This is a genomic window from Salegentibacter salegens, from assembly GCF_900142975.1.
In the GTDB taxonomy this organism is placed as follows: domain Bacteria; phylum Bacteroidota; class Bacteroidia; order Flavobacteriales; family Flavobacteriaceae; genus Salegentibacter; species Salegentibacter salegens.
The window spans coordinates 1,077,502-1,099,009 of sequence record NZ_LT670848.1; the positions used below are offsets into that span (position 1 = coordinate 1,077,502).

Consider the following 21,508-nt stretch of genomic DNA (forward strand, 5'->3'; position numbering starts at 1 on the left):
AGATTTCCGAAGAAATAATTCAACTTAAAATCCAGCAAAATGCCCGAAACAATAATTAAAGAAACCCAACAAGAACGCCTATGGTGGCTCAATGAAGAAAGCCAGCAAATACTTAACCGCGGCTATTTACTAAAAGGAGAAACCACAAAATCTGCTATTGAGCGCGTTGCAAATGCAGCTGCAAAAAGGCTCTACAAACCCGAACTGGCTGAAGCTTTTATAGAAATGATAGAGCGTGGATGGATGAGTTTAAGTTCACCTATTTGGGCCAATATGGGCACCGAACGCGGATTGCCAATCTCCTGTTTTAATGTATATGTACCCGATAATATTGAAGGTATTACCCACAAACTGGGCGAGGTAATTATGCAAACCAAGATTGGTGGTGGTACTTCCGGATATTTTGGAGAACTAAGGGGCCGTGGTAGCGCGGTAACCGATAACGGAAAAAGTAGCGGAGCAACCAGTTTTATGAAGCTTTTTGATACCGCTATGGATACTATTTCTCAAGGTGGTGTGCGCCGGGGAGCTTTTGCAGCTTACCTGGATATAGACCATCCCGATATTAAGGAATTTCTGGAGATAAAAAATATTGGAAATCCAATTCAGAATTTATTTTACGGCGTTTGTGTGCCCGATTACTGGATGCAAGAAATGATAGATGGCGATCGTGATAAACGGGAAATCTGGGCTAAAGTTTTAGAAAGCAGGCAGCAAAAAGGCTTGCCCTACATTTTCTTTAAAGACAATATTAACCGATTTAAACCGCAGGTTTATAAGGATAAAAACTATGTTATAAATTCCAGCAATTTGTGTTCAGAAATCGCACTGCCTTCTACCGAAGAAGAGTCTTTTATTTGCTGTCTTTCTTCAATGAATTTGGAGCTTTATGATGAATGGAAAGATACTGAAGCCGTAAAACTGGCTATCTACTTTTTAGACGCTGTTTTGCAGGAATTTATCGCAAAAACCGAAGATAATTATTACCTCACTCCTGCCAATAAATTTGCAAAAAGACATAGGGCACTCGGTCTTGGTGTTATGGGTTGGCATTCTTATCTTCAGAAGAACAGAATTCCTTTTGAAGGCTTAAAAGCAAAAGGCTTAACGAATTCCATTTTTAAAGAAATTAATGAGAAAGCTACAAAAGCGAGTAAAGAATTAGCTAATATTTATGGCGAACCCGAGGTTTTAAAAGGCTACGGATTAAGAAATACCACCCTAATGGCCGTGGCACCTACCACATCTTCTTCTGCAATTTTAGGCCAGGCATCACCGGGAATTGAACCTTTTAGCAGCAATTACTACAAGGCAGGTTTAGCTAAAGGAAATTTTATGCGCAAGAATAAATATTTAAAGCAACTACTTCAGGAAAAAGGACTGGATACCGAAGAAACCTGGCGCAGCATTATGCTGAATCACGGAAGCGTACAGCATTTAAAAGAATTGAGTGATGAAGAGCGAATGATTTTCAAAACCTTTAAAGAAATAAGTCAGTTAGAGATTATTCAGCAGGCTTCGGTTAGGCAAAAATATATAGACCAGGCGCAAAGTTTAAATTTGAATATTCCTTCAGATCTTCCGGTCAGAGAAGTTAATAAGCTGATGATAGAAGCCTGGCAACTCGGTGTAAAAACACTTTACTACCAAAGAAGCCAAAGTGTTTCCAAAGAATTTATAGCCAATATGGTGAATTGTGCTAGTTGTGAAGCTTAGGTTATAAAATTTAAATAAAGATAAAGGCTGTTTGAGAACTCATCTTTTCGTCAAGCTGAACTTGTTTTCAGCTTCTAACATGTTGTAAATAATTAACATGTTAGATCCTGAAATAAATTCAGGATGACGATCTGAGATATTTCAAACAGCCTTTTCTTATTCTTAAAATTCAACTTACATAGCTCCCCATTCTTTTAGAGAGTCTTTGTTCATTTTTACGTAATCCTGGTTTCCGGCTTTTTCAGCTCCAGCTAAAGACTTTTTGGCAGCTTCAATTGCTTCTTCTTTTTTTCCAAGATCGGCAGCGATAAGCGATTTTTTCCTTAAAATCCAGAACGCATTTAGATCCCCCATTTCAAGAGACTTATTTATCCATTCATAAGCCTGTTCCAAATCTTTATTGGCATCGTGATAATAGCTTGCAGCAGCAAAATAATCACCTGCCCCTGGGCCGTTCATTACCTTGTCTATACTTGCCATTGCTTTTTCTTCGGTAGGCACTTCAAATCTTAAACTTGCCACTGTATTTTCCCAAATAATATTAAGAGCGGCAGAATCATTCTTCAGCTCATCTATCATAATGGTAAAAGTTTCCATTTTAAAAGGAAGCTCCATCACTTCAGCAGTTGCTTTTAGGGCTACTTTTTCTTCATTCCATTCCGCAGGATTTCCCCAGTTAGAGGCATCAGAATAAAACATCACTTCCCATTCGTCTTCCTGTGGAATAGTATAAATGGCATAAGTTCCTGCCTTTAATTCATTACCTTGAATAGTGATATCGTCGCTAAAAGTAATTTTTGTGTTCTCGTTAGCACCGGTACGCCATACATCGCCGAATGGCACCAGTTCCCCAAATATCTCGCGATCTCTCATTCCGGGACGGGAATATTCGAGGGTAACATCGGTAAGTCCAACTTTTTGTTCAACTTTAGTAAATGGGCTAGGTTGTGGCGCCTGTACCTGTGCTTGAGTAGCACTCATAAGCCCGGCTGTGCATAAAAATAAAAGTAGTTTTTTCATTATTTAGTTTGTCTTTAGTTTGATCAAATATACCGAGAAATTGATTACAAATTTAGAAAGGAACCAACTTCATTTATATTTTGTTTAACTATAATAATTTTATTTTAAACAAAACTACGTTTAATTTTACATTCAAATACATTTAGAATGAAAATCTATACTAAGAAATCGGTACAAAAACTTCCCATAAGTCTTGAAGAAGCCTGGGAATTTCTGTCAAGCCCAGGAAATTTAAAGACAATTACACCAGATTATATGGGATTTAATATTCTCTCGGGAGCCGATCGCCCAATGTACCCGGGGCAAATTATTCAATATATAGTGACACCTATAGCGGGAATAAAAACCAAGTGGGTAACCGAAATAACCCACGTTAAAGACAAAGAATACTTTGTAGATGAACAACGTTTTGGACCTTATGCACTTTGGCACCACAAGCACTTCTTAAAGAAAATACCCGGCGGTGTAGAAATGGAAGATATTGTAGATTATAAATTACCCTTCGGAATTTTAGGACAAATGGTTCATCCTATTCTTGTAGCTCCTAAACTGAATGAGATATTCGATTACAGGCAGAAAAAACTCGTAGAACTTTTTGGCGAATTTGATGAAAGTAAAACCAAAAATTCAACTCTCAAACAGGACATTTTAGCGTAATCCAAAAAAAATAAATTATGAAAAAGAATATTTTACTTATTGGCGGCTCTACTGGTATCGGACTTGAAATTGCCAATCAACTAGTTATAGAAAGTAATGTAATTGTGGCCTCAAGAAACAAAGGCGAATTAAATGATGATATTAAACATCTAGAATTCGATGTTTTAAAAGATAATATTGAAGACCTTGAGTTGCCTGAAGAAATCCACGGCCTGGTTTATTGCCCCGGCAGCATCAACCTGAAACCTTTTAAAATCCTAAAACATAAAGATTTTGAGGAAGAAATGAATCTTAATTTTTTAAGTTTGGTAAAAGTAGTTCAGGGAGTAATGCCGAAATTAAAAGAAGCCGAAAATGCAAGTTTGGTATTTTTTAGCACCGTGGCCGTTAAAGTTGGAATGCCCTTTCATACCAGCGTTGCTGCGGCAAAAGGTGCGATTGAAGGATTTGCAAAATCTCTCGCAGCAGAGTATGCTCCCAGCCTTCGTGTAAACGTGATCGCTCCATCTTTAACCGATACTCCGCTAGCTGAAAAGTTATTGTCTAATGATTCCAAGAAAGAGAAGATGAGTGAAAGACATCCGCTTAAAAGGGTTGGAAATGCGAAGGATATTGCAAACGCAGCTACCTTTTTATTAAGCGATGAAAACAGCTGGATTACCGGCCAGATTATTGGGGTAGACGGCGGACTTTCAACTTTAAATATTTCATAAATGAGTAACGAAGTGAATATTTTCTGGTTTAGACGCGATTTAAGATTAGACGATAATGTAGGTTTTCTCGAAGCTTTAAAAACTGATAAACCGGTTTTACCAATTTTTATTTTTGATACTGAAATCCTGGATAAATTACCTGAAAACGACGCCCGGATAACATTTATACACGAGCAGCTTCAGGAAATGCGAAAAGAACTGCAGGATGATTTTAGCAGTTCTATCGGGATGTATCACGGGAAACCAAAAGAGATTTTTTATCAGTTAATTAAAGAATATCAAATCGCTGAAGTATTCACTAACCACGATTATGAACCTTACGCAATCCAAAGAGATAAGGAAATAGCCGAGTTACTTTCTGAAAATAGTATTGAATTTCACACTTTTAAAGACCAGGTTATCTTTGAAAAAGATGAGGTGCTTAAGAAAGATGGCGATCCTTATATGGTTTATACACCATATATGAAAGTTTGGAAAGAGCATTTTAAATCCCTAGATCTTAAAATTCATTATACCAGCCAATATTTGGACAATCTTGTTCAAAATACCCGCTTACCAAATTTAAGTTTAAGTGATATTGGTTTTAAACCTTCAGAAATCAAAGTGCCGGATTATGATGTTACGCCTACTTTAATTCAGCAATACGAAAATACCCGAAATATTCCCGGGAAAGATGGTACTTCAAGATTAGGAACCCATCTTAGGTTTGGTACTGTTAGCATTCGAAAAATGGTAAAAAAAGCAAATGCCGAAACAAATAAAACCTTTTTCAATGAATTGATCTGGAGGGAGTTCTTTATGCAAGTGCTGTATCACAACCCCGATACTGTAACTGAATCTTTTAAAAAGAAATATGACCGCATTGAATGGCGCAATAACGAAGAGGAATTTGAAAAGTGGAAAACAGGAAACACAGGTTATCCACTGGTCGATGCAGGAATGCGCCAATTAAACAAAACTGGATTTATGCATAATCGCGTAAGAATGCTGGTAGGGAGCTTTCTCTGTAAGCATTTGCTCATAGATTGGCGCTGGGGTGAAGCCTATTTTGCCGAAAAGCTACTGGATTACGAGATGTCTTCTAATGTTGGAAACTGGCAATGGGTAGCCGGAAGCGGCGTTGATGCTGCTCCTTATTTCAGAATTTTTAATCCTACCACTCAAATTGATAAATTTGATAAGGATAAAAAATACATCAAAAAATGGGTGGAAGAATTTGAAACCGATGATTATCCTGAAAAAATGGTAGATCATAAAGAAGCCCGCGAACGGGCTCTAAAAGTTTATAAAGATGCGGTAAGTTAATTGTTCCAAATTTTTCTGGCTTTTTCAAGATCTTCTGGAGTGTCAATTCCTATGGTTTGCATTTTGGTTTCTACCATTTTGATGTTTTTCCCGTATTCCAGGAAACGAATCGCTTCAATCTTTTCAGCAGATTCTAAAGAAAGCATCGGTAAATTATAAAAATCTATAATCGCCTGTTTTCTAAATGCATAAATACCTATATGTTTAAAATAGGTGACATTTGCATCAGTATTTCTTGGGTAAGGAATTGGAAATCTTGAAAAATACATCGCGAAATTATTCTTATTCGTGATTACCTTAACATTATTAGTATTCGTAATATCGTCGCCTTCGCTTAGCGCGGTTTTTAAAGAAGCCAGATCTATAGCCGAAGCATCATCTTCCCGAAAAACAACTAATAATTTTGCCAAACTGTCTTTATCTATAAATGGTTCATCTCCCTGCACATTTACAACGATATCTACATCCATATCCTGCACGGCTTCAGCAATACGGTCGCTGCCACATTCGTGTTCTTTATTGCTTTTTATAGCCCTACCGCCATTTTTATTAATTTCAGCAAAGATTTCATCGCTATCGGTTACCACATAAACTTCCTCAAAAAGCCCGGTATTTTTGGCAGCTTCGTAAGTTCTGGTAATTACCGTTTTGCCGTTAAGATCTTCTAAAAGTTTCCCCGGAAAACGAGACGCCTCATAACGGGCGGGAATCATTGCGATTATTTTAAGCGGTTTATTCATCAAAAATGATAGTTTTAGTGGTTAAATTTAGGTTTTAATATTTGATTTTGTGCCAGTGTTAATTTATTTATTTACGAAAAAATCGTCTTTAAAACCTATAAGATAAAGTTTATGGGTTGCCCGGGTTATGGCAGTATAAAGCCATCTTAAATATTCTTTACCAACGCCTTCCGGCAGGTAGGGTTGCTCAATAAAAACGGTATTCCATTGCCCGCCCTGGGATTTATGGCAGGTCATCGCGTAAGAAAATTTGATTTGTAAGGCATTAAAAAACTTATTGTTCTTCACCTTCATAAATTTCTTGTATTTAGAAGTTTCGTCTTCATAATCTTTCATCACTTCCTGGTAGAGCTGGTTAGATTCTTCATAAGAAAGTGACGGCGTATTGCTGGTTAGCGTGTCTAACATCACTACGGTTTCAAATGGCCGCATTTTAGGATAATCTACCATTTGTACCTGTACTTCGGCAAACCGGAACCCGTAAAGCTCTTTTATACCGAAAATCTCCAGAACTTTTACAATATCTCCGTTAGCTATAAATCCAGCTTCAGAAGCGGGTTTTATCCAGAAATAATTATTTTTTACCACCATAAGGTAATCTCCGGCTGAAATTTCTTCTTCCTGGAATAAAATTCGGGAACGTATCTGCTGATTATACAAATTGGCCCTTTTATTAGATCTTACTATAAAACTGGTTTCCTCGTTCCCTAACTCATTGTAGCATTCTTCAATGGCATTCATAATTTCATAACCATCCTGCAACCTAATCACATCAGCCTTTGGGGTAAGCTCAAATTGAAAACTATCATAAAATCCGTCTTGTAGACTTTGTCTTATTTTTGTGGCATTTAGCAATATATCGCTTTCTTCGGCCTGGCGAACCACTTCATCGAGCTCAATATGATGTACTTCTTTATTATAGGAAAATTGAAGTTTCTCGGCTTCCAGGGCAGGGCTAATTTCCATTTTTACCGGTGGTAGCTGCGCAGTATCTCCAATTAAAATTAACTGGCAATTTTGCCCCGAATAAACAAACTGAATAAGATCGTCTAACAAGCTTCCATTTTCCATTAATTTAGAATTTGTGGGCGTATCAGAGATCATTGAAGCTTCATCTACAATAAAAATACTGTTTTTATGTTTATTTGGTTGCAAAACAAATTGCACTCCGCTCCCACCACTTTTTTTAGGGAAATAGATCTTTTTATGAATGGTAAAAGCTTCTTTTTTCGAATAATTAGAGATTACTTTTGCTGCCCTTCCCGTAGGCGCCAATAAAACCCCAGATTTCTTAATTTGCCAGAGATTTTTCACCAAGGTGCTGATTATAGTGGTTTTACCGGTTCCGGCAAAACCTTTCAACACAAAAAGTTCATCTTTATTATTGTTTAAAACAAACCTGGAAAGCTGCTGTAAAGCAAGATCCTGCCCTGCTTTCGCCGTAAAACCCAGATCGCTTAAAAGAAGTTTATAAAATTTGGAAGCATCAAGATTTTCCATAGAAGATTTATCAAAAATCAAAGATAGGAATGGATTTTTACGGAAGAAACTTTTACGAATAAAAAAAAATTGTAGATTTGTCGTGAAACACTAGTAATTTTAAAACAAAATTTAGAAAGCATGAGACTTGCAATTCAATTACTTCTTTGGGTGGTTATTATTGGTTTAGCCTACCTTACCTTTAATGCTGTTTACGAACCAATTCAGTTTAATAAAATTAAAGAAAAGCGGTATGCCAAAGTAGTTGAAAACTTAAAGGATATTCGTAATGCAGAATTAGCTCACAAAGAGATTGTGGGATCTTTCCAGGATGATTTTGATAAATTAGTAGGATTTTTAGATACTGCAGAATTTGCAATTACCCAACGTCGTGATACTACTGTATTAGATGAGGAATACAAAAAACAGTATGGTGTAGACGAATATATTGAAAAAGTAATTATTGATACACTTGGCTTTGTTCCTGTTAAAGATTCATTATTTAAAGGAAATAAAGAGCGTTATACAAATATGATTAATGTACCGGTAGATGATGTAGATGCTAAATTTGAGCTTGATGCAGGTACAATTACTAAAGGAAATTCAGAAATTGCGGTTTTTAGAGCAAGAGTAGCTAAAAGTGTTGTATTGCAAGGTTTAGATAAAGACCTTATTTTGCAACAAAACCAGGTACAATCTGTAGACGATATTAACGGTCGTTACATTAACGTTGGCTCTCTGGAAGAGGTTAACACAAAAGGAAACTGGCCAACGCAATATGGCGACGAGTAACAGCAAACAACAAATAAATTTAGAACTGTCCATTCAGGTTTCCCTGGATGGACTTTCTTTTTGTACGCTAAATTCTTCGGAAAATAAAGTGGTACAATTCAAGAAAATTCGTTTTTCGCAACAGGTAGACCCTGTGAAACTGCTTGAAGAAATTCAAAAAATATATGCTGAAGAAAAAAGCATTGCTGAAGCCACACAAGTAAAACTCATTTTTGATAATGCGCTTTTCAGTTTGGTTCCTGCAACTTTATTCAAAGAAGAAAATGCTTCAGATTATTTAAAATTCAACACCAAAATCCTGAAAACCGATTTCATTGCCCACGAGGAAATTGGTAACACCGGGATTATTAATGTTTATATTCCTTATACCAATATCATTAATTTCTTCTTTGAGAAATTCGGGGAATTTGAATACCAGCACCTCAATACCGTTTTAGTAGAAAGTTTACTGAAATTACCAAAAACAGACAGGCCACAAATATTTGCGCACATTAGGAACAAGCAGTTTGAACTGGTTGTGATAGAAAATGGTGAACTCCTACTTTGTAATTCTTTCAGTTTTACCGAAAAAGAAGATTTTTTATATTATATTCTATTCACGGCTGAGCAACTTAATCTAGATCCGCAAAAGTTTAGATTAATTTTGCTGGGAGCTATTAGCAAGGCTTCTCCCCTATTTAAAATTGCTTTCAATTATATTAAACAGGTGGAACTTTTAGAAGCTAATTTCAGCTTAAATCAAGAAAAAGAGCTAACCGGTTTAAATAAATTGGAAGATTATGTTTTAATCAAGAACCTGGGGCTAAACACAGGAGATACAAATTAAAAAAGCTTTGTTCTAAGATGAATATGTCTTATATTTGTGTAAAACTATATAGATATGATACCTTCAGATTTCAGGGATTTTTTCGTTAATAGTCCAGCGACTGTTCAACAAGAGATAGTGGCTTCGTTGCTATCATTGTCTTTGCAAGAAAGTGAAGTAAAGGACAGCAACGAGGCAAAAGCAGTTACCTGTCCTCATTGCTCAGAAAAGCGTGTTCGTGCCAATGGCAAGCTCAAAGGCGTTCAACGCTATGTTTGCAATGGCTGTAAGAAGAATTTCAGTGAGACCACAGGTAAGTTTTGGTATAATATAAAAAAGAAAGAGAAGTTAAATCGGTATTTATACTGTTTGTTGTCGGGCTACAGTATCAGGAAAAGTGCAGAAGAGACGGAGATATCAATTCAAACGTCCTTTGATTGGAGACATAAATTGCTCACGTCATTTTCCAGTGTTTCGGTAGAAGAGTTTCAGGGCATAGTCGAAAGCGATGACCTGTTCTTTGCCTACTCAGAAAAAGGAGGACGTCATTTAGGTAGAAAACCGAAAATGCGAGGAGAAAAAGCAAGCAAAGCAGGCATAAGTGATGAAAAAGTAGCTGTAGTGGCAACTTGTGATAGATCTGGAAACAAAGACTTTAAAGTGGCCACAAGAGGTCGTATCAGTAAAGAGGATCTGAATAGAATACTTAAAGGGAAACTTGATAAAGCTGACGTACTCTGCAGCGACAGCCATAGAAGTTATGGTGCTTTTGCAAAAGCCAACACAATTGCCCATAAAAAGTTCAACACCTCAAAGGGACAGCGAACCGTAGATAAGGTGTACCATGTCCAGAATGTAAACAATATGGATATGAGATTGAGAAAGTTCATGGATTCTTTCAATGGGGTAGCTACAAAATACTTACAGAATTACTTGAATTGGTTCTTGGTACTTGAAAAAATCAAGAACTCAACCAGTAAAATGGCAACAGTTACAGCCATTGCCTTTGCTTCAAATAGCGCATGGTACGAGTACAAACAACAACTATTCAATATGCTAATTAGAACTTAGCCATTAAAAACTATTAATATACCTTCGAGAAAAAACCTCGAAAAATTAAAAGAGGTTGTTTGAAAAGTATAGTTTCGTCAAGCTGAACTTGTTTCAGCTTCTAACATGTTTTGATTGTCAATATCTTAGATCTCCGAATAATTTTCGGAGCAGGCTCTGAAATAAATTCAGGATGACGATTTTAAAAACTTTTCAGACAACGTCATTAAAATCGTTTAAATGAGAATAATTTCAGGAACACATAAAGGAAAAAGATTAATGGCTCCAAAAAAGCTACCGGTACGCCCTACTACCGATATGTCTAAGGAAGCACTTTTCAATATCCTGAATAATAATTTTCAATTTTCACAATTAGGCGTTCTCGATCTTTTTTCGGGAACCGGCAACATTGCCTATGAATTTGCATCGCGTGGAAGCCAGGAAATAACAGCAGTAGATGCTAATTTTGATTGTGTAAAATTCATAAAAAAAACCGCTCAGGAATTAGATTTAAACATTACCACCATTAAAAGTGATGTCTTTAAATTTCTTGAAAAGGCTTTTGTAAAGGCCGATATTATTTTTGCCGACCCACCTTACGATTTTGAGAAAGAAAAATTCTCTAAAATCCCCCAATTCGTTTTTGAAAAAAACCTACTTAATCCAAATGGTCAATTAATTATTGAACACTCTAAACACACCGATCTATCAGATCTTCCCAACTTTATAGAAGGGCGACGTTATGGAGGTTCGGTTTTTAGTTTTTTTGAGAATGCAGGTTAATTTCTAATTTCTGCTAAAAGGAAATACAGCCCGCTAAGGCTGAAAAATTCGATGGTATGACGGAGAGGATAAAAATAATTGAGCTTAGTGATATTATTTTAAATTTTTATAAGGGGATGGTTATTTCTGAAGTAAAAGACGATGTAGTGTTTGAAATTGAACACGTAGAACAACTTCTAAAAATTTGCAACGAGGTATATGAAGGTGCTGAGTATGTTTATATCTCTGACCGGAAGAATAATTACAATGTAAATCCTACAATTTATTTTGAACTAAAAGATGTAAAATCCTTACTGGGAATAGCTATTGTAAGCCAACGCTATGAAGCTTTGAAAATAGCTAATTTTGAAAAGCAATTTTCGCCTGTTCCTTTTGATATTTTCTCCCATATGGACGAGGCCCGGGCGTGGGCTAAGACATTATTATAAAAAAAGCAGGCCTGTAATCCGGATTCTGTTCCTCCCGGTAAACCGGGATTCCCCTTATCATTTATCTCCGGTTTTTGTTGCCAAAAACCTTTAGCTGCCTACCCTCCGGTAGCAAGCGAGCAGCTTGCAAACACCGGTTTACATGGCATTGCACCGCATAGAGTTTACCTGATTTCACTACAGCATTACCTGTACATCCTTTCTGTTGCACTAGTCCTGATTGCGTTCCGGAAAACCGAAACGCACCCGGTGGGCGTTACCCACTATGCCGCTCTTTGGTGTCCGGAATTTCCTCCACCGATTAAATTCGTTGGCGATAAGGCGGCCTGCTTCCCGCAAAGGTAGTTTTTTAGAAAGCATCGCGATTAAAAAAATGTTGATTTCTTAGGCTTAATTGTTCAAAAATATAGACGATTGCCTTAGAACTTACGGAGGCTATTTTTATATTTGTAGTTCAATAAATTTCAATGGAACATTTTATAGTATCAGCTCGTAAGTACCGCCCGCAAACTTTTAAAGATGTGGTGGGGCAACAAGCAATTACCAATACCTTAAGAAATGCCATTGAACATGACCACCTGGCACAGGCACTTTTGTTCACAGGACCTCGTGGCGTGGGAAAAACTACCTGCGCACGTATCCTTGCGAAGATGATTAACCACGATGGTACGCAAAGCCCCGATGAGGATTTTGCTTTTAATATTTTTGAACTCGATGCCGCTTCTAACAACTCGGTAGACGATATCAGGAATTTAATAGACCAGGTTAGGATTCCTCCACAAGTTGGGAAGTATAAAGTATATATTATAGATGAGGTGCATATGCTCTCGCAGTCGGCATTTAATGCTTTCTTAAAGACTTTAGAAGAACCGCCCCAACACGCCATCTTTATTTTAGCTACGACTGAAAAACATAAAATAATCCCAACCATACTTTCTCGTTGCCAAATCTTCGATTTTAAAAGAATTACGGTAAGCGATGCTAAAAACTATTTGGGATATATCGCCAAGCAAGAAGGTGTAAATGCCGAGGAAGACGCATTGAACATTATTGCGCAAAAAGCTGATGGTGCTATGCGGGATGCACTTTCCATTTACGACAGGGTGGTAAGTTTTAGCGGAAAAGAGCTTACAAGACAAGCGGTTACCGAAAATCTAAATGTGCTGGATTATGATACTTATATTAAGGTTACCGATCTTATTTTAAGCAATAATATTCCGCAATTGCTGCTTAGCTATAACGAAATCCTTTCCAGCGGATTTGACGGTCACCATTTTATTAGCGGTTTAGCTTCACATTTTAGAGATCTATTGGTTTGTAAAGACCAAAAAACGATTCAGCTTTTAGAAGTTGGAGAACAGACCAAGACCCGCTATTTTGAACAAGCTTCCAAAACCAATCATCAGTTTTTAATTAAAGCGATTGACCTGGCGAATGAGTGCGACCTAAAGTATAAAACAAGCCAAAACCAACGCTTGTTGGTAGAACTTTCTTTAATGCAGCTTGCCTCTATCACTTTTGATGGAGAAAAAAAAAAGTTTGAACAATCAATAATTCCCGCTTCGATTTTTGAAAAACAAGCTACCATGCTTTCTTCGGAAGAAAAAGTTATGGTTCGCGAGAATGAACACGGCGAAACTTCAGCAGAAGCTCCAAAGGAAAGTCAGTTGCCTTCAGGAGAAAATAAAACGCCTAATAGCCATTGTGCAGATGATAAGGAAGATAATTATCATTCAGAAGAAACAATGGTTCCCGAAGCAGCTGAAGCAAAAGAAGAACCAGCTCCTGATCTTCCTCCTGCTCCAGAACCAAAACCAGTAACCGATCCTGAAATAAAAAAGGAAAAGGTTTCGGGATTATCATTAAAAAGTATTCAGAAAAAACGGGAAATTGAAGCCCGGCATCAAGAAGCTTTGCCGTCAAAAGAGGTTGTGCTCAACGGTGAGTTTAGCGAAACACAATTGCAGGCCACCTGGAATGATTATGTAAAACGCATAAAAAAGCAGGGTTCAAAAATTCTCGCTTCCATTCTTGAAACCGATTTACCGAAACTGCAGGAAGAAAATCGCATTGTTATAGAATTACCTAACGAAACAATGAAGATCAACCTGGAGCGGGAGCAAAATAAATTAATGGCTTACCTGAAGCAAAAACTTCAGAATACAGAAATTAGGCTGGTGATTAATGTAAACGAGCAGTCGGCGAAAAAATATGCCTTCACTCCTATTGAAAAATACAACAAATTGAAGGAGAAAAATCCTTTAATAGATAAACTAAGAAGTACATTTGATTTAGACGTATAGATATGCTAGGATTAAAACTTCCCACAGACCCACGCTGGGCCAATATTGCCGAAAAAAATATAGAAGAAATTCTTATAGATCACGCCTATTGTGAGCAAAAGGCGGCTTCAACAGCAATTTCATTAATTGTTTCTTTCCCGGAGTACACTGAATTAGTAGATGAAATGATCGCTTTATCCAGGGAAGAAATGGGCCATTTTAAAATGGTGCACGAGCAGCTTTTAAAACGTGGTTTCGTTTTAGGCAGAGATAGAAAAGACGAATATGTAATTCAACTACTTAGTTTCTTCCCAAAAGGCGGCAGTAGAACCACACAGTTGGTTCACAGGCTTCTAATCGCAGGATTAATTGAGGCTAGAAGTTGTGAACGTTTCAGGCTACTTTCAGAAGAATTAAAAGATGAAGAACTCGCTGAGTTTTATCACAAATTAATGATTAGTGAAGCGAATCATTATACGATGTTTCTCAAGTTTGCCAGAAAATATGGCGAACGAGCAGAGGTAGATAAAAAATGGGAAGAATTGCTCAATTTTGAAGCTGAAATTATGAAAAGTCTCAGCAAAGACAAAACCATTCATGGATAGACTTTTTAACTAAATAACCTTAAAAAAACCCGGATACCCTATACTGGAGACCCGGGTTTTGTTATCTACAAACTACTTCTTTTTCCCGTTATAAAGTGATTTTATAATCCCGTCAGCCAATCCTATTTTTGGCACAAAAATATTATCGGCTCTTGCCCATTTCATAGAATTTAGATAAATCCTTGAAGCCGGAATAATTACATCGGCACGGTCACTTTTAAGCTGAAGATCCATAACACGCTCTTCATAACTTAAAGAATTTAGCAATTCATTATATTTTTTTATGTAAGCCAGGCTTAAAGGCTTGCCTTCTTTTTTACCGCTGGTTTTAAAAATATTATTGATGTTTCCACCAGAACCAATCAGGTCTATATCCTTATAAGGTTTTGTGGTTTCCTTAACCCATTTTTCCATTTCTTCCCAGGCGCCATCTTCAACTAAATTATTTAAAAGGCGTACGGTTCCCACTTTAAAAGATCGTGAAGCGACAGTCTTGCCGCTGCTGTAAAGCGTATATTCGGTACTACCACCACCAACATCTACATAAAGGTAATTGCAATCATTTTTAATAAGTTCATGCAAATCTGTGGCTGCAATAATAGCTGCTTCGTGGTTACCATCTATAATTTCAATCTCTACGCCTGTTTTTGCCTTAATTTTTTCAACTACCTGAGCGCCATTTTTAGCTTCCCGCATAGCCGAGGTTGCGCAAGCCTTGTATTCTACAATCCCGTGAGATTTCATTAAAAGATTAAAAGCCTGCATGGTATCTACCATACGCTCTATATTGTTTTCTGAAATAACACTTTGTTTAAATACATCTTCTCCAAGCCGAATTGGAACCCTTACAAGGGAAGTTTTCCTAAAATCTGTTTCTTCCCTGCCTTTTTGTTCTGTAATAGTAGAAACAAGAAGCCTAACGGCGTTGGACCCTATATCTATAGCTGCGTAGTTTTTTTGTGTAATCACGAGTTAAAATTTTCGGTTAAACTCACTAAGTGAGATTTATAAAAATTTGAGGTTAAGGCTAATTATCTATTTTCTTTTTAGAATGCTTTTCCGGTTCGTTCTCAGGGAGTTTATTTAAATAATAATCGTACAATTCAAATTGAGAACGATGTTTTTTAGAACTGCTATTTCGGTAGGCGTTATCCTGCTTTGAGGTAATCATCCTGGCTTTTACATTATCGTTCCAGCTAATGTCAAAAGTTTCAATAATTTCCTGTTTAATTTCTTCATCATAAATTGGACATGAAATTTCTACACGAAGGTCAAGATTTCTTGTCATCCAATCGGCTGAAGAAATATAGACTTTCGAATTTCCGCCATTTTTAAATATAAAAACCCGCGGATGCTCCAGGAATTTATCTACAATACTTATTACTTCAATATTTTCACTTAAACCTTCTACCCCGGGAATAAGACAACAAACCCCACGTACAATAAGTTTAATTTTAACTCCTGCCTGGCTCGCCTGGTATAGCTTATCTATCATAGGATAATCTGAAAGGCTATTCAGCTTTAATGCGATGCCAGAAGGCTTTCCTTCCCTGGCATTTTCAATCTCTTTTTGAATCAAGCCTACAAAGGTATTTCGGCTGTAGTGCGGGGAAACTATTAAATGCTTGTATTTATTAACCTTGTAATTGATCTCGAAGAAATCGAACACTTTATTCACTTCCTTTAAAATTTCAGGATGAGCGGTAAATAAGGTATAATCGGTATAAATGCGAGACGTAGACTCGTTAAAGTTCCCGGTGCTAATAAAACCATAGCGCTTTGTTTTCCCTTCTTCTTCGCGCTCTATCACACAGGCTTTACAATGAACTTTAAGTCCGGGGACTCCAAAGATAAGTTGCACACCTTCGGCCTGCATTTGTTCAGCATAACGAATATTAGCTACTTCATCAAAACGCGCCCGTAATTCAATTTGCACAATTACTTTTTTTCCGTTTTTAACCGCATTAATTAGTGAACTGGCAATATGAGAAATTTTAGCCAGGCGATAGATAGTGATTTTTATTGTTTTCACCTTCGGATCTAGCGCTGCTTCCCTTAAAAATTTAACCGTATAGGCAAAGCTTTGATAAGGTGCATATAAGAGAAAATCCTTTTTTGCTATACTACCAAACAAACTGGTTTGCAAAATAAGTCCGGGAATAGGTAAAGGTTCTATAGGTTTATAGAGTAAATCTTCGCTGCCCAGGCTTGGAAAGTTCATATAATCCCGCCGATTGTGATAGCGCCCACCGGGAATAATACTATCGGTAGATTCTATGCCCATTTTATTCATTAAATAGGATAAAGTATCGTCGGCAATATTCATATCGTAAACAAACCTTACCGGTTCTCCCTTTATTCGATCTTTGACACTGCTGGAAATCTTTTCTATAAAACTTTTACTAAGGTCACTATCAATGTCAAGCTCGGCATCTCTGGTAATTTTTATCATATGGGCCGAAATACTTTCGTATTCAAAAATGTTAAAAATAGTCCCAAGGTTATACCGAATTAAATCGTCTAACAAAATTATATACTGGTTTCCATTTTCTTCTGGAAGCACTACAAATCGTTCTATGCTACGCGGAATTTCAATAAGCACATATTTACGGTCTTTTTCAGTCTTATCTAACACTTTGGAAATCCCTTGTTGAGGTTTTTCCTCTTTCATTACCATTTTTACGGCTAGATATGCGGCACTGTCTTTTAAACTTGGGATTTCTGGGAGATCGTTAAGAATAATGGTTACTAATGCCGGACTTACTTTTGAAAGGAAAAAATTCTTAATGAACTTTTCCTGGGAAGTAGAGACCTGTTGTTCATTTATAATATGAATATTATGATCTTTTAACTGATGCTGAATATCATATAAGACCTGTAAGCTTTCTGCTTGTTGTTCAATTACAATTTGGGTGATTTCTTCAAGTAATTTACTTGCTTTAATCCCGCCAAGAACACTTTTTCCTGCCTTTCCAGCGAGGTCAATTCTTTTTACGGTAGCATACCTTACTTTAAAAAATTCATCTAAATTATTAGAGAAAATTCCCAGAAATCGTAATCGCTCTATAAGTGGTACGGTTTCATCTTCGGCTTCCTGTAATACCCGGGCATTAAATTGTAACCAGCTGAGTTCCCTGTTTAAATATTTTTTTTGCGGCATAAATTAGCGTAAGTTTTTTGGGAATAATTGTAGCAAGGTTTTACCGGTTTTAATTTCTTTCCAGGAATCTGAATCAAAATCTATTACACAAAGTCCTGTAGTAGGTAAATTATCTATAGATTTATCGCCCAACCGGTTAACCAAACCCGTCATTGCCGGGTTATGACCAAATACCATGAGTTTTTCTACATCTTCGGGACAGGTTTTAATCACCGATAATAATTGATTTTCATCAAAGGTATAAAGCTCCTTTTTTACAGTGAATCTATCAGAGGGTATTTCCAATGCGTCTTTAAAAAGATTTGCTGTAGTATTTGCCCTAACTGCTGGACTGCTCCATAAAGTTAAATTTCCACTTTGAAATTCCTTAAAGGTTTTCAAAACTACCTCAGCATCATTATAAGCACGTTTTTTAAGCGGTCTTTTTTCATCGGGTAAATTATTTGCCCAGGAGGATTTACCGTGTCTAACAAGAATTAGTCTTTTCATAATTTCAATTTTAAGGGGCCATACGGTTACGTTCCCAGGTATCCTTTTCTATAAATTCATAGATTATCCTGTCGTGTAAACGGTTATTTCTACCCTGCCAGAATTCAAAACTTCGGGGTGTTACCAGGTAACCGCCCCAGTGTGGCGGTTTATCTACATCTTTATTTTGGTATCTTTCTTCAATTTCATTTAAGTGTTCTTCCAGTTCTTCCCGGGAGCTTAAAATATTGCTCTGGTTTGAAGCCCAGGCGCCTAATTGACTTCCGCGAGGTCGGGATCCAAAATATGCTGCAGATTCTTCTTCTGAAGTTTTCATTGCCACACCTTTAATAATTACCTGCCGCTCTAAAGCTGGCCAGAAAAAGGATAAACAAACCCTGGGATTTTCTTCAATATCCCTGGCTTTTTCAGAATTATAATTGGTGTAAAAACTAAATCCTATTTCGCCAAACGACTTTAAAAGCACTATACGGTTCTTTGGAAACCCTTCAATACCACAAGTGGAAAGGTTCATAGCGTTTACTTCAGCTATTTCAGGATGCTTTTCAGCCTCCTCAAACCAGGCGGTGAAAAGTGGCAGTGGAAAAGAGGGAATATGATCTTCTAAAAGTTCACTTTTTCCGTAGCTCTTTCTGTAATTATCAAGGCTCTTTTGCATGGTGTTTTGCTTTGCTGCAATTTACAAGTTTTAGGCTGAAGCCGGAAAATATTTGAGATAAGATTCTACATTTTATAGTTGAAATGCACTTAAAAAAATAGAAAGATAAAGGATGAATTGCACGTATTCTCCATATTCCGCAAATATGTTCGACAAAATACATCGCCGAAAGAGCATTTATTACATTTTATCTAATTAAGATGCAGTATAGCTAAAAGCATTAATAATAATACATAAAAAGAGACATATCATTTAATTTTGTTTAAAACATTTACCTAACCCAGAGTTTTAAATTGAACTAAAATTATAGGCTAAGTTCTAATTAGCATATTGAATAGTTGTTGTTTGTACTCGTACCATGCGCTATTTGAAGCAAAGGCAATGGCTGTAACTGTTGCCATTTTACTGGTTGAGTTCTTGATTTTTTCAAGTACCAAGAACCAATTCAAGTAATTCTGTAAGTATTTTGTAGCTACCCCATTGAAAGAATCCATGAACTTTCTCAATCTCATATCCATATTGTTTACATTCTGGACATGGTACACCTTATCTACGGTTCGCTGTCCCTTTGAGGTGTTGAACTTTTTATGGGCAATTGTGTTGGCTTTTGCAAAAGCACCATAACTTCTATGGCTGTCGCTGCAGAGTACGTCAGCTTTATCAAGTTTCCCTTTAAGTATTCTATTCAGATCCTCTTTACTGATACGACCTCTTGTGGCCACTTTAAAGTCTTTGTTTCCAGATCTATCACAAGTTGCCACTACAGCTACTTTTTCATCACTTATGCCTGCTTTGCTTGCTTTTTCTCCTCGCATTTTCGGTTTTCTACCTAAATGACGTCCTCCTTTTTCTGAGTAGGCAAAGAACAGGTCATCGCTTTCGACTATGCCCTGAAACTCTTCTACCGAAACACTGGAAAATGACGTGAGCAATTTATGTCTCCAATCAAAGGACGTTTGAATTGATATCTCCGTCTCTTCTGCACTTTTCCTGATACTGTAGCCCGACAACAAACAGTATAAATACCGATTTAACTTCTCTTTCTTTTTTATATTATACCAAAACTTACCTGTGGTCTCACTGAAATTCTTCTTACAGCCATTGCAAACATAGCGTTGAACGCCTTTGAGCTTGCCATTGGCACGAACACGCTTTTCTGAGCAATGAGGACAGGTAACTGCTTTTGCCTCGTTGCTGTCCTTTACTTCACTTTCTTGCAAAGACAATGATAGCAACGAAGCCACTATCTCTTGTTGAACAGTCGCTGGACTATTAACGAAAAAATCCCTGAAATCTGAAGGTATCATATCTATATAGTTTTACACAAATATAAGACATATTCATCTTAGAACAAAGCTAAATTATATTATAAATGAATTTTTCTACGAATTTTTTACAATTTAAAAGCCAGATTATTATTAAGATTTTAATAGCTATGCTTGCTATAAGTTTAGGAAGCTGTACGGGTGGAATGACAAACCCAGATAGCTACACCAGAAATCATGCTGTTTATGCCGTAGATTTTAATCCACATAATTTAACCGAACTTCAAATTTCTAAAATGGATGAAGGTAAGTGGGTAGATTACGATACCAGTAAAAACGGTAAAAGCGGTCGTTATACTATAGAAATTGAAAACGGTTTTCTAACTGTTATTTCTAATAAAAATAAAATGGATGTACCTACCTACCAAACCTGGTTAGATTATGCAAGACAGGAATTAGGTTATACGGTACAGGATGAATATGATATTTTTACAGTTATAGAAGAAGGTTTTATATATGAAATTGACCTGGAAGAACATCCTTTAATAGAAGGAGAAGAACATAGAATTTTAATGTACGAACAAAACTAACTAAGTACCCCAACTTTTTTTAAAATCTAACCACCTTTTACTGGGTGGTTTTTTTGTGTTTAAATTTAAGGGTTATCACCAGTTGTCAATAATATATACCGTTGATTAAAGGTTTAGTTTTAAAATATTAAACCCCTGATTTCCTGTATTTTTCACTTTATTCTTACCGTTCACCGAAAATATATAAGCTTTAATCTAAAAAAAAAGACAATTTGCTCCTTTAAAGATTATTCACTGTAATTTTATACCAAGATTAACATTACTAATAGGTCATCCCCCATACTTTCCTATAAAAAACTTTCCCCAAAAGTTTTCAAAATGTAAATCTCACATTCACGGATGTTTTATTAAAACTACCCTGATTTGATCCTCCCCCTACGGATCAGTGACCCTTTTATGCCAAAAATTAAAATAATCTTCTCATTAAAATTGGGAAACAGAACTATAGAATTATGAAAATAAATTCAGTTTTTAATATCCTTATTCTTGTATTGTTGGGTAATGTTTTTACCAGCAATGCACAGCAATCTTACACTATTACCGACTTTGATGGATTAATAGGAGAACAATCAACTCAAACCCGAAGTCAGCAAAATTTTGACTCCCAGGAAGTAGATAATCTTAAAAATCTCGTTTTCGAATTAAATCCTTTAATAGTTGTTCAGGAAAATGAGCACGTAAAAATGGGAGAAGGAGCGCCCAAACTGGTAATTGTACCATCAAACTACTTATCGAAATTATCATCTCTTAAAACCGAATTGCAAAGCGTAAACTTAATTTTAATTAAACATTCCACAACCAATTCAGCTGCTACTTTAGACCTAAGCTCTATTAAGAGTGGTTCGTTAAAATACGTTTTAATAGAATGCGATTTTGAATGTAGTGTATCAAATATTCAAGGGATGTTAAAGAATACTTCTAACGTAAAAGTTCTTTACAGGACTACTAAAGAGCAATAAAATATTGCACTC

At 36.4% G+C, this 21,508-nt stretch carries 21 protein-coding genes and 1 other RNA gene; 13 read left to right on the forward strand and 9 right to left on the reverse strand.

What is annotated here, in order from left to right; genetic code table 11:
• The first annotated feature begins 39 nt into the window (after positions 1-39).
• Entirely contained in the window at positions 40-1,716 is a 1,677-nt protein-coding gene (locus B5488_RS04860; RefSeq protein WP_079734234.1) for a ribonucleoside-diphosphate reductase subunit alpha, read from the forward strand.
• A gap of 174 nt (positions 1,717-1,890) precedes the next feature.
• On the opposite strand, the gene B5488_RS04865 is transcribed toward B5488_RS04860, so the two are convergent.
• Positions 1,891-2,736, reverse strand: a complete 846-nt coding sequence (locus B5488_RS04865) for a DUF2911 domain-containing protein (protein ID WP_079734235.1) — start codon at positions 2,734-2,736, stop codon at positions 1,891-1,893.
• 147 nt (positions 2,737-2,883) lie between these two features.
• On the opposite strand from B5488_RS04865, the gene B5488_RS04870 reads away from it, so the two are divergent.
• Genes B5488_RS04870 through B5488_RS04880 form a run of 3 tightly spaced genes read left to right on the forward strand, consistent with a single transcriptional unit; the run spans position 2,884 to position 5,411 of the window.
• Complete coding sequence (locus B5488_RS04870; RefSeq protein WP_079734236.1) at positions 2,884-3,393, forward strand: SRPBCC family protein; 510 nt, start codon at positions 2,884-2,886, stop codon at positions 3,391-3,393.
• A gap of 17 nt (positions 3,394-3,410) precedes the next feature.
• Positions 3,411-4,106 (forward strand): SDR family NAD(P)-dependent oxidoreductase, encoded by a 696-nt coding sequence (locus B5488_RS04875; RefSeq protein ID WP_079734237.1) that lies wholly within the window; start codon positions 3,411-3,413, stop codon positions 4,104-4,106.
• Positions 4,107-5,411, forward strand: a complete 1,305-nt coding sequence (locus B5488_RS04880) for a cryptochrome/photolyase family protein (protein ID WP_079734238.1) — start codon at positions 4,107-4,109, stop codon at positions 5,409-5,411.
• On the opposite strand, the gene kdsB is transcribed toward B5488_RS04880, so the two are convergent.
• Positions 5,408-6,151 carry a 3-deoxy-manno-octulosonate cytidylyltransferase gene (gene kdsB / locus B5488_RS04885; RefSeq protein WP_079734239.1) on the reverse strand — a complete coding sequence of 248 codons (744 nt, stop codon included), beginning with the start codon at positions 6,149-6,151 and terminating at the stop codon, positions 5,408-5,410. The genes B5488_RS04880 and kdsB overlap by 4 nt on opposite strands.
• Before the next feature lie 63 nt (positions 6,152-6,214).
• Positions 6,215-7,651 (reverse strand): ATP-dependent DNA helicase, encoded by a 1,437-nt coding sequence (locus B5488_RS04890; RefSeq protein ID WP_079736529.1) that lies wholly within the window; start codon positions 7,649-7,651, stop codon positions 6,215-6,217.
• A gap of 120 nt (positions 7,652-7,771) precedes the next feature.
• Between B5488_RS04890 and B5488_RS04895 the strand changes: the two genes are divergently transcribed.
• The 5 genes from B5488_RS04895 to B5488_RS04915 all read left to right on the forward strand — a co-directional run bounded on the left by B5488_RS04895 (position 7,772) and on the right by B5488_RS04915 (position 11,488).
• The gene (locus B5488_RS04895; protein ID WP_079734240.1) at positions 7,772-8,422 is read left to right on the forward strand and encodes a hypothetical protein; all 651 of its coding nucleotides are present in this window, start codon (positions 7,772-7,774) and stop codon (positions 8,420-8,422) included.
• Positions 8,409-9,248 carry a DUF3822 family protein gene (locus B5488_RS04900; protein WP_079734241.1) on the forward strand — a complete coding sequence of 280 codons (840 nt, stop codon included), beginning with the start codon at positions 8,409-8,411 and terminating at the stop codon, positions 9,246-9,248. Before B5488_RS04895 ends, B5488_RS04900 begins: the two co-directional genes overlap by 14 nt.
• 54 nt (positions 9,249-9,302) lie before the next feature.
• Positions 9,303-10,298 (forward strand): IS1595 family transposase, encoded by a 996-nt coding sequence (locus B5488_RS04905; protein ID WP_079733415.1) that lies wholly within the window; start codon positions 9,303-9,305, stop codon positions 10,296-10,298.
• 219 nt (positions 10,299-10,517) lie between these two features.
• Positions 10,518-11,060, forward strand: coding sequence for an RsmD family RNA methyltransferase (locus B5488_RS04910; RefSeq protein ID WP_079734242.1), 543 nt, complete (start codon positions 10,518-10,520; stop codon positions 11,058-11,060).
• A gap of 56 nt (positions 11,061-11,116) precedes the next feature.
• Complete coding sequence (locus B5488_RS04915) at positions 11,117-11,488, forward strand: hypothetical protein (protein ID WP_079734243.1); 372 nt, start codon at positions 11,117-11,119, stop codon at positions 11,486-11,488.
• Here B5488_RS04915 and rnpB read toward each other — a convergent pair.
• Positions 11,487-11,821: RNase P RNA component class A (rnpB, locus tag B5488_RS04920), an RNA gene on the reverse strand. The two genes, B5488_RS04915 and rnpB, sit on opposite strands and share 2 nt — an antisense overlap.
• Positions 11,822-11,955: 134 nt before the next feature.
• Here rnpB and B5488_RS04925 point away from each other — a divergent pair.
• Together B5488_RS04925 and miaE are read left to right on the forward strand one after the other, a co-directional pair.
• On the forward strand, positions 11,956-13,791 hold the full coding sequence (locus tag B5488_RS04925; protein WP_079734244.1) for a DNA polymerase III subunit gamma/tau: 1,836 nt from the start codon (positions 11,956-11,958) through the stop codon (positions 13,789-13,791).
• A 2-nt stretch (positions 13,792-13,793) separates the two neighbouring features.
• Positions 13,794-14,375: a tRNA-(ms[2]io[6]A)-hydroxylase gene (miaE, locus tag B5488_RS04930; protein WP_079734245.1), complete on the forward strand. Its 582-nt coding sequence runs from the start codon at positions 13,794-13,796 to the stop codon at positions 14,373-14,375.
• Between the two features lie 72 nt (positions 14,376-14,447).
• Here the strand turns inward: miaE and B5488_RS04935 are convergent, their stop codons facing one another.
• The 5 genes from B5488_RS04935 to B5488_RS04955 all read right to left on the reverse strand — a co-directional run bounded on the left by B5488_RS04935 (position 14,448) and on the right by B5488_RS04955 (position 19,989).
• Positions 14,448-15,344 carry a Ppx/GppA phosphatase family protein gene (locus B5488_RS04935; RefSeq protein WP_079734246.1) on the reverse strand — a complete coding sequence of 299 codons (897 nt, stop codon included), beginning with the start codon at positions 15,342-15,344 and terminating at the stop codon, positions 14,448-14,450.
• A gap of 58 nt (positions 15,345-15,402) precedes the next feature.
• Positions 15,403-17,535 carry a polyphosphate kinase 1 gene (gene ppk1, locus B5488_RS04940; RefSeq protein ID WP_079734247.1) on the reverse strand — a complete coding sequence of 711 codons (2,133 nt, stop codon included), beginning with the start codon at positions 17,533-17,535 and terminating at the stop codon, positions 15,403-15,405.
• 3 nt (positions 17,536-17,538) lie between these two features.
• Positions 17,539-18,024 (reverse strand): SixA phosphatase family protein, encoded by a 486-nt coding sequence (locus tag B5488_RS04945; RefSeq protein WP_079734248.1) that lies wholly within the window; start codon positions 18,022-18,024, stop codon positions 17,539-17,541.
• A gap of 10 nt (positions 18,025-18,034) precedes the next feature.
• The gene (gene pdxH / locus B5488_RS04950; RefSeq protein ID WP_079734249.1) at positions 18,035-18,682 is read right to left on the reverse strand and encodes a pyridoxamine 5'-phosphate oxidase; all 648 of its coding nucleotides are present in this window, start codon (positions 18,680-18,682) and stop codon (positions 18,035-18,037) included.
• Positions 18,683-18,993: 311 nt separating this feature from the next.
• Positions 18,994-19,989 (reverse strand): IS1595 family transposase, encoded by a 996-nt coding sequence (locus B5488_RS04955; protein WP_079733415.1) that lies wholly within the window; start codon positions 19,987-19,989, stop codon positions 18,994-18,996.
• Positions 19,990-20,054: 65 nt separating this feature from the next.
• Between B5488_RS04955 and B5488_RS04960 the strand changes: the two genes are divergently transcribed.
• The gene (locus B5488_RS04960; protein ID WP_079734250.1) at positions 20,055-20,537 is read left to right on the forward strand and encodes a hypothetical protein; all 483 of its coding nucleotides are present in this window, start codon (positions 20,055-20,057) and stop codon (positions 20,535-20,537) included.
• Between the two features lie 452 nt (positions 20,538-20,989).
• Positions 20,990-21,496 (forward strand): hypothetical protein, encoded by a 507-nt coding sequence (locus B5488_RS04965; protein WP_079734251.1) that lies wholly within the window; start codon positions 20,990-20,992, stop codon positions 21,494-21,496.
• The last annotated feature ends 12 nt before the right edge of the window (positions 21,497-21,508 follow it).